The organism is Variovorax sp. P5_A3, assembly GCF_056400665.1.
On record NZ_JBFUKW010000048.1, the window covers coordinates 23,294 to 37,512 of the forward strand.

Here is a 14,219-nt window from a genome sequence, read left to right on the forward strand (position 1 = left end):
GGGTCCGTCCTACATGCGCAGCCTGCGGCAGTTCACGCTCGATCTCTTCGATGCTCCTGCAGGCGAGCCGCCGCCGGTCGCCCGCGCGCCCGAGGTCCCGCCGCCACCCGGCGGGCATCCGCCCTCGATCTCGCTGGAAGACGCACTGAGCCCCGCGAGCTTCGTGCATCCGCGCGCCACGCGCGAAGTCATGCTGGGCCATGCCCGCGTGGCCTACGAGTTCACGCGCGGCAAGCGCCGCACCATCGGCTTCGTCGTCGGTGCCGAGGGCCTCTCGGTTCGCGCGCCGCGCTGGGTGGCGCTGCGCGACGTCGACGCAGCCGTGCTCGAAAAGTCCAGCTGGATCCTGCGCAAGCTGACCGAGACACAGCAACGCCATCAGCGACTCGAAGCTGCGCGCATCGAGTGGAAAGACGGCGTCACCTTTCCCTTCCTTGGCCAGGACGTGACCGTCCGCCTCGACCCGCACCACGCCTTCGAGGGCATCGGCGCGGTGCTCGATGCAGGCACGGAGACCGGAGCACGCACCCTGCGCCTCGCGCTGGCGAACAACGCCACCCCTGCGCAGATCCGGGACGCCGCGCAAGCGTGGCTCATGCGCCAGGCGCGTCGGATCTTCATCGAACGGCTCGATCACTTCGCACCGCGCCTCGGCGTGAAATGGAAGAAGCTGTCGCTGTCGAACGCATCGACGCGCTGGGGCAGCGCGAGCGCGGACGGCGCGATCCGGCTGCACTGGCGGCTGGTGCATTTCCGCATGTCGGTGATCGATTACGTGGTGGCGCATGAGCTGAGCCATCTGCGCGTGATGGACCACAGTGCGCGGTTCTGGGAGACCGTCGAAAGCGTGATGCCGGACTACGAGCTGCTGCGCAAGCAGCTCAAGGACGAGCCGGTGCCGCGTTGGTGAGAGCACACGACGCTTCGAACGCCTGACCCTTCCTCCCTGGAGCTTTCCTTGCCATCCAAAATCGCTCGCGTTGCACTGTCGGCTTCGGCCGCTGCGATCGGAAGCATTGCAGCCTATTGGACCCTTCTCGCGATGCGCCAGGGACACATCCTGTTCGACGCTCGCAAGCATCCGGTCGTCCACCTGTCCGACGACTTCTCCACCTACTCCCACACGGTGCCGGGCGGGATGGTCCGAGGCTATGTCTACCATCCCCACGGCGAAGAGGCGCTGCAGGACCTCTTCATCTACTTCGCGGGTCGAGGCGAGGACGTCCGCGCCACGGCCCAGGCGCTGCACTGGCTTCCGGAAGGCTTCGGATTCGGTGCGGTCAACTATCGGGGCGTGGCCGATTCGGAGGGTCATCCTTCCGAGATCGCATCCGTCAAGGACGCGAGCCAGTTCGCCGATCACCTTCGCCGCGCCTTCCCGCATGCACGGCTGCACGTCGTCGGTCGAAGCCTGGGGACTGGCGTGGCCATCCAGCTCGTGGCGCGACAGGACTTCTCGAGCCTGCAACTGGTCACGCCCTACGACTCGATGCTGGAGGTGGCCAAGCGACGCTTCCCGCTGGTTCCGCTTTCCCTCCTGCTGCGCCATCAGTTCAACTCCCTCGCGCACAGCAAGGAGGTCGCCGCGAAGACACAGGTCCTGCTGGCCGAGTCGGACGATGTCGTGCTGCCGGAGCGTTCGGAGAAACTCATCGCCGCGTGGCCCACGCCCATCAGCGTGCAGACTATCGCCGGCTCCAACCACCGCAACATCATGGGCCTCGAGGCGACCTGGCTCCATCTCGTCGACTTCGCCTTGACGGCAGTCCTGCCGCAGCCGAAGTCCGCCTGAACCGCGCGGCGGCCGGCGGACTCAGTAAGATGCGGTTCCCGTCCCCGCACGAAGGCACGCACATGGGAAGAACCGCGCTCCGCTCCGCCGCATGGATCATCGCTGCTGTCTCGGGCCTTGCTTCGGCCCAGGGTGACGGCGGCAGCCAGACCCCCTGCGAGCTTCAATACAGCACCTGCAAGCAGACCGCCAGGGCCGACTACCAGTTTTGCAAGACCGCCAAGGAAAAGAGCTGCCGCCCGCACCTCAATGACGCCATGAAGGCTTGCTCGACAGCGCGCAACAGTTGCCAGCTTGCCGCCGGCGCGCGGGGCTGACTCAGGAATTGCCATTCCCGGCTGAACGCAACCTGCGCTCGGCCCGCTCGCGCAGGAGGTCGTAGATCGGCGGAATGCCGAGGAGGTTCATCACGACCATGGCGCCGAAGCAGGCGCCCAGCATCGGCAGCAGCAGGTTGACGCTGCCCGTCATCTCCACCGTCAGGCAGATGCCCGTCAGCGGCGCGCGGACGACCGCCGTGAAGAATGCCGCCAGTCCGACCACCGCGAAGGCGGTGGGGGATGCACCACCCGGAAACCACTGTTCGTACAGCCGCCCGAAAACGAGGCCGATCTGCGCCCCGAGCACCAGCATCGGCGCGAACAGGCCGCCGGGCGTGCCGGCCGCGTAGGACAGCGGACCGAGCAGGAAGCGGACCGCGAACAGCAGGCCGATCGCGGACAGCGACCCGGCGCCGGCGCCCAGCAGCGTCTGCTGCGTGATCGCGTCGCCGCCGCCCACCCATTCGGGCGCGAACCAGGCCAGGAGGCCGACCACGCCGCCGATCAGTGCCGCGCGCGCAATCACCGGCAATCCGTTGCTTCGATCGCCGACAGCCAGCGCGCCCAGGACGGCTCGCGTGTAGACGGCAGCCGCAAGCGCTGCAACGACGCCGAGCGCCATGTGGACCGGCACCGTCGCGAAGCCCGGGAAGTCCTGCTGCGGTACGGCGAAGTCCGGTTCAACACCCATGAAGACGCGCGCCACCGCGATAGCGCCCGCCGAGGCGCCCAATGCGGCGGCAGCGGTGCGTGTATCGAACCGTCGCAGGAGTTCTTCCAGCACGAACACCGCGCCCGCGATCGGCGCATTGAATGCCGTGGCGAGCCCCGCGCCGGCGCCTGCGGCGAAGAGCACCCGAGCGTCGATTTGACTGCGCCGGAACAGCCGGGCGAAGACGTCGGCGATCGAATGCCCCATCTGCACGCTGGGCCCCTCGCGCCCGAGCGCCAGTCCCGATCCGATGGCGAGCACGCCCCCGAGGAACTTGACCACTGCCGTGCGCACCGGCCTGCCCGGCTCGCCGCCGGCGATCGCCGCCTCGACCTCGGGGATGCCGCTGCCCGCGGCATTCGGGGAGATCCTGCTCACGAGGGCCGCCGCGGCAGCCGTCGCCGCTGCCGTGCAGGCGACGACGAGGGCCAGGCCCACGAACCCCTCCCGGTGCGCCAGCGCGATGAGGTCGCCCCGCAAGGTATCGGCCTGTTGAAGCAGCAGCCGGAACATGGCGCAGACGAGCCCGGTGACGCATCCCACGAGCAGCGACAGCAGCGCGAGGACCAGCGTGCCCGCTCGACTCTCGTTCGTATCCGAAGGCTTGGCCATGCTTGCTCCAGTCGGGAAGAGGCCCACACATTAGCCGAATTGACCTGAACGGCGACGGGAAGGACGTCCGCTCACGCGTTCGAGCGCTCACGCGCATAGCGACCCGGGGGCTCGCCCACGTGCCGGCTGAACGCCGTGCTGAAGGTGCTCGCCGAGCCGTAGCCGACGCGCTCGGCGACCTCCGCCACCCCGACATCGTCGCGGCGAAGCAGATCCTTGGCGATGGCCATTCGCCATGCGAGCAGGTATTCCATCGGCGGAATCCCCACGGCCCGCGTGAAGCGATCGAAGAAGACTGAACGCGAAAGAGCGGCCTTCTTCGCCAGTTGGGCCACGGTCCACGACCGTGCGGGATCGACATGCATCTGCCGCATCGCCATCGCCAGGCGTGCATCGGCAAGGCCGCGCAATAGCCCCGGGGGCGTTTCCTCGCCTGGGGTCGACCTCAGCGCCTCGATGAGAAGCACCTCGACGAGGCGCGTGAGCACGAGTTCGCGGCCTGGCCTGCGTTGGCCCGATTCCTCGCCGACGAGCCGCACGAGCTGCGACAGGCGCTCCACGCCGCGCACATGCACCAGCGCCGGCAGCAGCGACACCAGCAAATCCGCATTGGACGAGTCGAAGACGAAGTAGCCGCCGAGCAGGCGCACGTCGGGACGTCCACCGCGCGTGCCATGGCGAACCTCGCCCGTGGGCGCGGGCGCAACCTTCGGGTCGACCACTTGGGGCGTCGCGGGTTGGAGACTGGACAGCGTGAAGCCTGGCGTCGCCGGCATGAGCACGAAGTCACCCGCCTCCAGCGTGAGGGCATCCTGCCCGTCGACGGCGAGTCGACAACTGCCGTCGAGCACGGCGCAGAAGCTCGGCTGACCGAAGTCGGCGTAGCGAACACCCCAGCGGCCAGCGCCGGAGATGCCCTTCGAGAACACGGCACGTGGCTGGAGCAGCGTGATGATTTCAGCGAGTGGGTCTTTCATTTGCCGGACGATTGCCAATGAAATTCGGACTTTGCATTGTAGATAGTCCGACGTGCCATCGCTATCGTTCGCTGTCCTTCAAACCAACAGCGAAACCGCCATGAAAACCGTACTCATCACCGGCTGCTCTTCAGGCTACGGACTCGAGACCGCACGCCATTTCCACTCGCAGGGCTGGAACGTCATCGCCACCATGCGAACACCGAAGGAGGACAGCCTGCCCCGGTCCGACCGCATGCGCGTCCTGGCACTCGACGTGACCAGGCCCGAGAGCATCGCCGCCGCCATCGAAGCGAGCGGCCCCATCGACGTGCTCGTCAACAACGCGGGCATCGGACTCATGGGCGCCTTCGAGGCCACGCCGATGACCACGACGCGCGAGGTTTTCGAGACCAACACCTTCGGCGTGATGGCAATGACGCAGGCCGTGCTGCCCCAGTTCCGTGCGCGGAAATCGGGCGTGGTGGTGAACGTGACCTCGAGCGCCACGCTGGCGCCCATGCCGATGGTCGCCGTCTACACCGCGAGCAAGACGGCCATCGAAGGGTTCACCGCATCGCTCGCGTTCGAGCTCGAGGCGTTCGACGTGCGCGTGAAGCTGGTCGAGCCGGGCTACGCGCCGACCACTCGCTTCACGAGCAATGGCGGGCCGCGCATGGAGGGACTGATTCCCGAGCCGTACATGCCGTACGCCCGGCAAATCTTCGCGTCCTTCGCGCAGCCTGCCGCGGTGACGACAGAGGCCGACGTGGCCGAGGCGGTGTGGCGTGCCGCGAACGATGCATCCGGGCGGCTCCGATTTCCGGCGGGTGCCGACGCAGTGGCGTTGGCTCAGCTGAAGTGAGGCCTCGCAGGTACCGCGTCGCGCTCGCCGCCGCACTCCTTGCGCCGATGATTGACTACGGCCGGTTGGCTGCCGAGATCACGATCTCGACGCGGCGGTTCTTCGCCTTGCCCTGAGGCGTGGCGTTGCTCGCCACAGGGCGCGCATCGCCGAAGCCCTGCGCCGAGATCGAGTTCTGCGGCACGCCCTTCGACGTGAGGTAGCGGGCGACGCTGTCCGCCCGCGCCGACGAGAGTTCGAGATTGGACGGGAAGCGACTCCGCAATGCCGGCCCGATGGGCTCGTTGTCGGTGAAGCCCTGGACGATGATCTGCTGACCCGGCAGATTGGAAAGCGTCGGCGCGATCTTGGTCAGCGTTTCCTCCCCCTTGGGGCTGAGGTTCCAGCCGCCTTCGGGGAAAAGGATCTCATTGACCAAGGTCACCTTGAGCTCGTTCTGCAACTGCGTGATCTGTGCCTGATCGCTGCTCAACTCGCCCGAGAGCTTCTGGTTGAGCGCCGCGTAGGTGTTGGCTTTGCTCACCTCGGTGTTGTAGGTCTTGTCGGTCACGCAACCTGCGGCCATCAGGGCGGCGCAGAGCACCAGGCTGAGCTTGATCGATTTCATGCTTTCTCTCCACGGTGGTTGAACAAACACGATGCGAGCGCCGCTTTGCGCCCGACAGCTTCATCGGAATCTTTGCGCGACAGGTCGCCAATGAGAATGGGGTCGAAGGGCAAAGCGGTTGCCCGAAAGGGAAGCGCAGTGCTTTAGTACTGTGGACTTACAGGCGTGTTGCGTGGATCATCCGTGTAACGACGCTTGCAATTTGACCGAACGATGGGTATTCAGACTGAGGGGCCTTCAAGGCGCGATCCTTGCGCAGGGTCCTCGGCCGCGACGCTTCGGGGTCGACGCTTGGAGGGGTGGCTCGTTGCGGTTTGCTGCCTGCTGTTCGCCCCGGCCGGCATGGCCGCTGACGCCCGGAACGTGCTCGTGCTCTATTCGAATGGCCGTCTGGTGCCGGCCAACGTCGATGTCGAGCGCGGATTGCGAGCCACGATCCACGATACCGCCGCGCAACCTGTGGAGGTCTTCACCGAGTTCCTCGACTATCCAGAGTTCGTCGGCGACGACTACGAGAACACCGTTGCGACCTACCTGCAGCACAAGTACGCCGATCGAACGCCCGACCTCGTCATCGCCGTGGCTCGGCAATCGCTCGACTTCCTGCTGAACCATCGCGCGCATCTGTTTCCCGGTGTCCCGATCATCCATACGGCCGCGTTCAGGACCTACCCCGATCCGTTCCCGGTGCTGCCACCTGACGTGGTCGGTGTACCGGTCGAGTACGACCCTGCCGGCACGATCGAACAGGCGCTGCGGTGGCATCCGAAGGCGCACCATCTTCTTGTCGTGACCGGCGCGATGCCGCGCGATCGCGAATGGGAGGCGATGCTGCGTGGGGCCTTCGCGCAGTTCCGGGGGCGGCTGGCCGTCGAATTCCTGGCCGGCGCGTCGACCGAGGAGCTCCTGAAGCGCCTCCATGCGCTGGATGGCGATTGGATCGTCTTCACGCCGGGCTTCTACCAAGGCGGCGACACGCTCAAGTACACCGCGCGCGAATCGGTCCAGTTGATCGCCCGTGCGGCCAACGCGCCGGTCTACGGCCCCTTCAGCAGCTTCGTCGGCACCGGCGCCGTGGGCGGCCGTGTCCCGAGTTTCGAGGCCACGGGCCGTCAGGCCGGGCAGATCGTCAACAGCCTGCTCGACGGCGTGTCGCCCGCGTCACTCAACCTGCCCAGGGCCATACCCAACGAGCTGAACGTCGACCTGCGGCAGACACGTCGATGGGGCATCGCCGACGCGGACATCCCTCCCGACGCGGTGGTCCAGTTCAGGCAGCCCACGTTCTGGGAGGCGAACCGGACGGTGGCCGTCATCGGCGGCACCGTGATCCTGCTGCAGGCCGGGCTCATCGCCTCGCTCATGCTGGAACACCGCCGTCGCCGCAAGGCCGAGACAGCGCTGGTGCAGCTCGGGGGCGAACTCGCGCATGCATCGCGCCTGGCGACCGCGGGAGAATTGACGGCCTCGATCGCTCACGAGATCAATCAACCGCTGGCGGCCATCCTGACCAACGCCGATGCTGCTGAAATGCTTCTGCAGTCCGGCGCTGATCGGCGCGAGGACCTGCGCATGATCCTGACCGACATCCGGCGCGACGACCTGCGCGCCAGCAATGTCATTCGGCGCCTGCGCACGCTCCTGTCGAACAAGGAGATCGACCACCAGATACTCGACCTCGCCGAAGTCGTCACCGACGCCTGCGCGATCCTCCAGGCTGAAGCCCGGCGCAGGGAGGTGACGCTCCTCGTGCGAAGCACGCCGACGACTGGCCGTGTCTTCGGCGATCCCGTGCAGGTTCAGCAGGTGCTCATCAATCTTGCGCTCAATGCGATGGACGCCGTCGCGGAGATGCCCGAGGACCGGCGCACTGTCGTCGTGTCGGTCCAGTCGGAGGCCGGAAGACTGGCCATGACCGTGCGCGACCGGGGCCCGGGCATCGCCCCGGAACACCTTTCCAAGCTCTTCGATTCGTTCTTCAGCACCAAGCGCCGAGGCATGGGATTGGGTCTCTCGATCGCGCGGACCATTGTCGAAGCGCATCGGGGCCGCATCCGCGTGGAGAGCGATCCCGTCAACGGCACCGTCTTTACCGTCTCGTGGCCCGTGCATGATGAAGGCAGTATTCCGACCGCCGCCCTCGCATGAACATCACTTTACCGCTCATTCATGTTGTCGATGACGACGAGTCGCTGCGCAGTGCGCTGCTGCGCTTGCTCGAGATGGCCGGCTTCGAGGCGCGCGGGTACGCGTCGGCTGGCGAGTTCCTGTTGCATCGACCGCCCGATCGTCCGAGTTGCCTGCTGCTGGATGTCCGCATGCCCGGTCCTTCTGGCCTCGACCTTCAGGGCGCGCTGGAGGAAAGCGGCATCCCGCTGCCGATCGTCTTCCTGACGGGCCATGCGGATGTGCCTTCCACCGTGCAGGCCCTGAAGGGCGGGGCGGTGGACTTTCTGGAGAAACCGATCCAGCGCGATGCCTTGTTCGCGGCGCTCGACCGCGCACTCGCGCGCGATGCGGCACAAAGGGCAGTGAGCGCGGAGGCTGCGCGTCTGCGAGCCTTGTTCGCCACGCTCTCGACACGTGAACGGGAAGTCTTCGATCGCATCGTCGCTGGCAAGCTGAACAAGCAGATCGCCGACGAACTCGGCAGCAGCGAGCGCACCATCAAGACGCAGCGCGCGCAGCTGATGGTCAAGCTGGGCGCGGACTCGGCGGCGGAGCTCGGCGCCCTGGCCGAAAAGCTGAACCACAGCGCGACCTAGGCGAGAAGCACGCGGGCAGTCAGGCGCGACGATGCAATGCTCAACAAGATGGCCATGGGCGGCCTCTACTTCGGCGCCGGATTCAAGTTCTGAACGCAAGCATGACGGCCCATGCGGCACGCGCCGACTCGTGAAGAGAGGCGTTCTGCTTCCCTTTCGGGCAATGGATCTGCCCTTCGACCCAGTTACCTTTCGCACGCCGACGCGCAATGATGAACTCAGCCTGAACGCAGCCTCGCCGATCGGGCAATCCGGCAACGCAAGCTTCGGCACTTGCCCCCACCGCAGAGAAGGAGTCGCGCATGAACATGCTCCCATCGCACTTCTCGCGACGGCGTGGTCACCCGCGCGATGCCTCCCCGCAATGACATCGATCCCGACCCGCGTAGTACTCGTGGTGGACGACGACGACAGCATGCGCCAGGCGATCGAGCGGTTGCTCATGGCCGCCGGCCTGAAGACCGCGACCTATGCCTCGGCGGAAGCATTGCTGGCGAGCGGCCCGATGATGGACGCGGACTGCGTCGTGAGCGATTTCCATCTGCCCGGCATGTCCGGCCTCGATTTGCTGGCCGAATTGCGCAGACGCGGAAATTGGCCGCCGGTCATCGTGATCACCGCACATGACGCCCCGCAGCTGCGCGACGAGGCGATGCGACGCGGCGCATCGGGCTATCTCGCGAAGCCGTTCCACAGCAAGGACCTGCTGGCCGCGATCGACGTGGCGGTGCAGGCCGGCCGCATGCCGTAAGGTACGGGGCGCTGACCGACGCGCCCCATGCGTCCCACTTCCATTGATCTCAACTCCCCGGAGCACAGTGATGACCCTCACCTTGAATCGAATCAGCTGTCGGCTCGGCCTGGCCCTGCTCGCGGCAACGGCGCTGCTGGGCGCCGAAAGCGCGGCCCTGGCACAGGACAACAAGCCCGCGCCGGTGGCCGCACCCGCGAAGGACTTCAAGGACGAGCGCGCGCTCGCGATGCTCAAGGGCATGAGCGACACGCTGGCCGGCGCGAAGACCCTGGCCTTCAAGGTGCGCGGCATCGTGCCGACGCCTTCGCCGACAGGGCAGTTCGTGAGCCTTCTCGCATCGTCGCGCGTGGTGATGCAGCGGCCCGACAAGCTCTTCGTCGAAGCGCGCGGCGACTTGTTCCCGAGCGACAACTTCTATGACGGCAAGTCGGTCACCGTGATCACCGCCGATCGCAAGTTCTTTTCGCAGCGCGACGCCGCGGGCGGCGCGATCGAGGCGCTGATGCAGAGCACGCAGCCAGGCTCCGACGCCACAGCCCCCTTCCTCGACCTGCTGGTTGCGGACCCGTATGCATTCCTGACGAAAGACCTCGCCAGCGCCTTCTGGGTTGGCCGGACGACCATCGGCGGCGTCAAGACCGAGCACCTGGCATTTACCGCGCCGGGGTTGGACTGGGAGGTCTGGGTCGGCAGCGCGGACAAGCTGCCGCACCTGCTGATCGTTTCCTACCGCTCGGGCGAACGCCAGCCGACCTTCACGGTCGAGCTCTCCGAATGGAAACTCAATGCGCCGGTGCCCGCGAAGACCTTCATCGCCACCATCCCGCCGGGCGCCGCGAAGCTCGAGTTCAAGCAGATGGGCCCTGCCAAGTGACCACATCAAGGAGCATTGCGATGAAACAGATCAAGACACTCATCTTCGGCGCGGCCGTCGTGGCCGGCGCCCTCGTTCCCCTGTCCGACGCGAACGCGTGGATCGCGGCCGCCGGCGGATGGCGCGGCGGCGCGGTGGCGGTCGGCGGCTACCACCCCTACCACCCCTACTATCGTCCCGCGGGCTGCTATGGGTGCGGCGCCGCCGTCGGCGCGGTCGCGGGCATGGCGGTGGGCGCAGCGATCGCCGATGCGAGCCGTCCCGCCACGGTGGTGGTGCAGCAGCCGGCGGTGGTCGTGCAACCGGCCCCCTATATGGTGCAGGGCGACATGCCGCTCGGCACACAGATTGCCGCGTTGCCCGTCGGCGCTCGCAGCATGGTGGTGAACGGCGCCAACTTCTACCAGTTCGGCAACACCTGGTACAAGCCGTACTTCGGTTCCAGCGGCGTGTATTACGAGGTCGTGCCCGCGCCGTGACCGACACTTCGCCCGTCGACCCCATTCCCGACTGCGTCCCATCGCGCGATCATGCGAATGAAGGTAACGGGCGATCCCCTTCCGCCCGAATCCACACCGCCGTCAATTCTTCGGCATCACCCTAGGAGATCGTCATGAAGCGCTACTTGCTCGCCGCGACAGCCACGTTGGGCATTCTCGGAATGATTCCGTCTGCGTCCTGGGCAGTCACTTGCGCCAAGGGCGTCTACCGCGAGGGTTGCGCAGGCCCCAACGGCGCCGCAGTGGTCAAGAAGCCGGCACCGGCGCAGGTCACTTGCGCCAAGGGTGTGTACCGCGAGGGTTGCGTCGGGCCGAATGGCAACGCGGCGGTTCGCAGGCGCTACTAGCGACCGCGATCCCTCGGGACCGCATTCTCTTGATCGGACCGTCCCGGCAAGGCCGACGGTCCTTCTTCGCCCGCATGGCGGTCCACCAGGAACATGGTGACCAGCCTACGTTCGCCCAGGGTTTCGGCGAGCACCAGGAAGGCGAAATAGGGAATGAGCACCAGCAACAGCACGAGTACGCCGGCCAGCAGTTCCAGCAGTCCCGGGCCGAACAGTTCGCTCAAGGAGTCACCCATAGAGCGGCCGCGAAACCAGCCGACCACGATCTCCTCCACGATCGACAGGACGACCAGCAGCGCAACGAAGGCAAGGGCCTTGATCAGCGTCGGCCAGATGAGCGGCCCTTTACGCTTGAGCTCTCCGAGCTTCAGTGCTTTGCCGACCATCATGAACTTGGCAAGCAGCAGCGCCTTCACGATGGCAACGCCCCAGTACCCGAAGTGGATCCCGTGGTCACGAAGTACCGCCGCCTTCATGAGGTTCATCGCGGCGAGGGTCACGAACAGATACGCCGTGACGATCGCGACTTCCTTGAGCTCGTTGGCAATCCGCTCCTTCACGGCCGCCTTGGACTCGATGTCGGATCCCATGGCCTTCTCCTTGCTCAGGTCCCGCTGCCCCGGCTTCCCGTCTGCAGCAGCTGGAGTGCCTTCTCGACACTGAGCGAGCCCGGCACCTGGCTCGGCGGGTAGTCAATGTTGGTGGCCTTGGTAGCCATGCGTCTCTCCAGTTCTGCGGTTCTTGGCCGCTGCATCCTGACAGAACAACCGGATGCCGAAAATAGGCATAAAGGGCAGTCGCGTTGCCCCAAAGGGCAGGCGCTTCACAGCCGTGCCGGCGCCACGGGCTTCTACGGTGGTGCTTCCCAATCGACGACGCGCGTCGCGCGCGGCGTCGCGTCCTCGCCTCAGCCAAATATGCGCATCACTCGGGCAACGCGTTCAGCACGTAGGCCGCCTCGATCAACGGCGATGGCGCGGTGCCGGCCGGGAAGCTCTGCCTGAACACATTGGCGATCTCGCCACTGCGATAGGTTTCGGCCAGGGCGCGGTTGACCGCGAGCCGCATGTCCGGGTCGCGACGCATCATCAGCGCATAGGTCTCCATCGACAGGTAGTCATCACTGAGCCGCAGCGTCGCACCGGCCGGACCGCCTGTCACTTCGCCCACGAGGATCAACCGATCGGTGGCGTAGGCATCGGCCCTTCCATCACGAACCGCGGCGATGCCGTCTGTGGAGGTCTGCACTGTCACGAGCACAGGCACCACACCGCGCGAAGACAGCCCCTTGAGCACCCGCTCGGTCGTTGTGCCCGGAATCACGCCGACCCGCTTTCCATTCAGGTCGACAGTGCGAGCGATGGGTGAGGACGCAAGCGACACGAACGAAGCGCCCTCGACCCAGATGGTGTTGCTGAAGTCGACCTGCTGCTCCCGGCTCAACGTGCGCGAGGTGCTGCCGCATTCGATGTCGACGCTGCCGTCACTGACAGCCTGCATCCGCGTCGTCGCGGTCACGGGAACCCATTGCACATCCAGCTTGGCGAGCTTGAGCTGCGATTGCAGGGAGCTGGCCACGCGCTTGCACAGCTCCACCGAATAGCCTGTCGGCGCACCGTCCGCGCCCTTGGAAGAGAAGGGCTTCGCATCCTCGCGATAGCCCAGCTTGAGCGTCTGCGTCTGTCCGATGCGGGCGAGAGAGTCTTTGGGTGGCCCCGCTGGCGGGCTGGCACAGGCGCCCAGCAGGGTCGAGATCAAGAGCGGCGTCACCAGCGACAGAATGCGCGAATCCATGCAGAGTCCTTTGGGAATGAACCGTTCCGGTGCTGAAGAGGCCGGGCCAGGCCGACCACTGCGCAGAGCTCACCGAAACGGCGCCGCGAAGCCGGCGCATTGTGAGGCCCAGTACCACCGCTTGGCAATCGCGATTCGCGGACGCGCCGCTTGCGGCCTCGTCGCGCAGATCCCGGCCACGCCGTACGCAACGGAGTGGGACGACGAGGTGTTTCCACAAACACCCGCCATCGACCAGCACGGCGAGGCGCCCTTCGCCAGGAGTTCGAGGCGATGTCGGGATCGAGCGCCTGAGGGCGCTACATTCCACCGCTGTGAAGACGTTCAAGGCCCACGAAGATTTGCTGAGGCTTGCGCCTGGTCAAAGCCTGAGACTGGTTGCACAGCACAACACGCTGGACGACGGACTGGATGGAGTGCTCAGCACATATGACTTTGCGGACCCGGCCGGGCGAATCGTTGCTCGCTACGAAGTGCACGACTTAGTCTGCGCGTTTCATCCGCCCTCAAGAATGTCGCAGCGCGTCCGGAGGCTTCCTTCTGCATCCATGCCAGTTCGGCGGCTTGAAGATGAGCCTGCCCCAGTGCAGCGCGACTCGGGCAACAATCGGCCAGGAGCCGACGGTCGCCGTCACCGTTCAAGCCGCCTTCGTTTAAGCTCTATCGACAAAGTTTTTTGAGGCTTCGCCATGCTCCAAATGCGACCCGGATGTGAGTGCTGCGACCGAGACTTGCCGCCGGATTCAGCCGATGCTCGCATCTGTTCCTTCGAGTGCACCTTCTGCAGCGACTGCTCAAACCGGCGCCTCGCCGGCACGTGCCCGAACTGCGGCGGGGAATTGCTGCCGCGCCCATCCCGGCCCGCCGTCAAGCTTGAGAAGTACCCGGGTTCGACCACGCGCGTGTTCAAGCCCGAAGGTTGCGCGGCAGCACCTTGACCTTCACTTCGCGCGCTCGGTCGCGCCGGCCGACTTGTGGTGAAACACCGGAGCGTCGGTACGAGCGTTCGTCGACCCGTCCTCGCTAGCCATGAAAATCGAGGAAGCACGCCCCTCCGATGCGCCAATGATTGCCTCCATTTTGCAAGAGGCGGCGCAGTGGCTCGTCAGCGGTGGCAGAGCGCTGTGGTCGGCAGTCGAGACTAGCCATGAACGCGTCCTTCAAGACACGAACGCTGGGCTCTACCACGTTGCCCGTGACGGCGAGCACTTGGCTGGGGTCATGAAGTTCGAGTTGGAGGACACCTTCTTTTGGCCCGAAGTTCTGCCGGGCACCTCGGCGTTCGTTCACAAGCTAGCCGTACGCCGAGCATGGGCGAAGA

16 protein-coding genes and 1 pseudogene are annotated in these 14,219 nt (G+C 66.0%); 12 read left to right on the forward strand and 5 right to left on the reverse strand.

The window, feature by feature from the left end:
* The first annotated feature begins 13 nt into the window (after positions 1–13).
* The 3 genes from AC1D3B_RS35470 to AC1D3B_RS35480 are packed head-to-tail and all read left to right on the forward strand — an operon-like array spanning position 14 to position 2,109.
* A complete protein-coding gene (locus AC1D3B_RS35470; RefSeq protein WP_478195348.1) occupies positions 14–910 on the forward strand; it encodes a M48 family metallopeptidase in 897 nt (298 codons plus the stop codon).
* A 48-nt stretch (positions 911–958) separates the two neighbouring features.
* Complete coding sequence (locus tag AC1D3B_RS35475; RefSeq protein WP_478195349.1) at positions 959–1,792, forward strand: alpha/beta hydrolase; 834 nt, start codon at positions 959–961, stop codon at positions 1,790–1,792.
* Between the two features lie 29 nt (positions 1,793–1,821).
* Positions 1,822–2,109 carry a hypothetical protein gene (locus AC1D3B_RS35480; protein WP_478195350.1) on the forward strand — a complete coding sequence of 96 codons (288 nt, stop codon included), beginning with the start codon at positions 1,822–1,824 and terminating at the stop codon, positions 2,107–2,109.
* Between the two features lies 1 nt (position 2,110).
* Here the strand turns inward: AC1D3B_RS35480 and AC1D3B_RS35485 are convergent, their stop codons facing one another.
* Positions 2,111–3,436 (reverse strand): ClC family H(+)/Cl(-) exchange transporter, encoded by a 1,326-nt coding sequence (locus AC1D3B_RS35485; protein WP_478195351.1) that lies wholly within the window; start codon positions 3,434–3,436, stop codon positions 2,111–2,113.
* A gap of 71 nt (positions 3,437–3,507) precedes the next feature.
* Positions 3,508–4,413, reverse strand: a complete 906-nt coding sequence (locus AC1D3B_RS35490) for an AraC family transcriptional regulator (RefSeq protein ID WP_478195352.1) — start codon at positions 4,411–4,413, stop codon at positions 3,508–3,510.
* A 100-nt stretch (positions 4,414–4,513) separates the two neighbouring features.
* Here AC1D3B_RS35490 and AC1D3B_RS35495 point away from each other — a divergent pair, with 100 nt between their 5' ends.
* A complete protein-coding gene (locus AC1D3B_RS35495) occupies positions 4,514–5,257 on the forward strand; it encodes an SDR family oxidoreductase (RefSeq protein WP_478195353.1) in 744 nt (247 codons plus the stop codon).
* A gap of 55 nt (positions 5,258–5,312) precedes the next feature.
* Here AC1D3B_RS35495 and AC1D3B_RS35500 read toward each other — a convergent pair whose 3' ends face one another.
* Entirely contained in the window at positions 5,313–5,864 is a 552-nt protein-coding gene (locus AC1D3B_RS35500; RefSeq protein ID WP_478195354.1) for an OmpA/MotB family protein, read from the reverse strand.
* A 342-nt stretch (positions 5,865–6,206) separates the two neighbouring features.
* On the opposite strand from AC1D3B_RS35500, the gene AC1D3B_RS35505 reads away from it, so the two are divergent.
* The 6 genes from AC1D3B_RS35505 to AC1D3B_RS35530 all read left to right on the forward strand — a co-directional run bounded on the left by AC1D3B_RS35505 (position 6,207) and on the right by AC1D3B_RS35530 (position 11,104).
* Positions 6,207–8,012, forward strand: a complete 1,806-nt coding sequence (locus tag AC1D3B_RS35505; RefSeq protein ID WP_478195355.1) for a sensor histidine kinase — start codon at positions 6,207–6,209, stop codon at positions 8,010–8,012.
* Positions 8,009–8,629 carry a response regulator transcription factor gene (locus tag AC1D3B_RS35510; protein ID WP_478195356.1) on the forward strand — a complete coding sequence of 207 codons (621 nt, stop codon included), beginning with the start codon at positions 8,009–8,011 and terminating at the stop codon, positions 8,627–8,629. The genes AC1D3B_RS35505 and AC1D3B_RS35510 overlap by 4 nt, the downstream gene beginning before the upstream one ends.
* A 364-nt stretch (positions 8,630–8,993) precedes the next feature.
* Positions 8,994–9,380 carry a response regulator transcription factor gene (locus AC1D3B_RS35515; protein WP_478195357.1) on the forward strand — a complete coding sequence of 129 codons (387 nt, stop codon included), beginning with the start codon at positions 8,994–8,996 and terminating at the stop codon, positions 9,378–9,380.
* Between the two features lie 70 nt (positions 9,381–9,450).
* Entirely contained in the window at positions 9,451–10,257 is an 807-nt protein-coding gene (locus AC1D3B_RS35520; RefSeq protein WP_478195358.1) for a DUF2092 domain-containing protein, read from the forward strand.
* A 20-nt stretch (positions 10,258–10,277) separates the two neighbouring features.
* Positions 10,278–10,736 carry a hypothetical protein gene (locus AC1D3B_RS35525; RefSeq protein WP_478195359.1) on the forward strand — a complete coding sequence of 153 codons (459 nt, stop codon included), beginning with the start codon at positions 10,278–10,280 and terminating at the stop codon, positions 10,734–10,736.
* A gap of 134 nt (positions 10,737–10,870) precedes the next feature.
* On the forward strand, positions 10,871–11,104 hold the full coding sequence (locus tag AC1D3B_RS35530) for a hypothetical protein (protein ID WP_478195360.1): 234 nt from the start codon (positions 10,871–10,873) through the stop codon (positions 11,102–11,104).
* Here AC1D3B_RS35530 and AC1D3B_RS35535 read toward each other — a convergent pair.
* Positions 11,101–11,694, reverse strand: a complete 594-nt coding sequence (locus tag AC1D3B_RS35535) for a hypothetical protein (protein ID WP_478195361.1) — start codon at positions 11,692–11,694, stop codon at positions 11,101–11,103. The two genes, AC1D3B_RS35530 and AC1D3B_RS35535, sit on opposite strands and share 4 nt — an antisense overlap.
* A 334-nt stretch (positions 11,695–12,028) precedes the next feature.
* On the reverse strand, positions 12,029–12,898 hold the full coding sequence (locus AC1D3B_RS35540) for an amino acid ABC transporter substrate-binding protein (protein ID WP_478195362.1): 870 nt from the start codon (positions 12,896–12,898) through the stop codon (positions 12,029–12,031).
* Between the two features lie 689 nt (positions 12,899–13,587).
* Between AC1D3B_RS35540 and AC1D3B_RS35545 the strand changes: the two genes are divergently transcribed.
* Both AC1D3B_RS35545 and AC1D3B_RS35550 read left to right on the forward strand, forming a co-directional pair.
* Positions 13,588–13,836 carry a DUF1272 domain-containing protein gene (locus AC1D3B_RS35545; RefSeq protein WP_478195363.1) on the forward strand — a complete coding sequence of 83 codons (249 nt, stop codon included), beginning with the start codon at positions 13,588–13,590 and terminating at the stop codon, positions 13,834–13,836.
* A gap of 91 nt (positions 13,837–13,927) precedes the next feature.
* Positions 13,928–14,219, forward strand: a pseudogene (locus AC1D3B_RS35550) (GNAT family N-acetyltransferase); the annotation flags it as partial.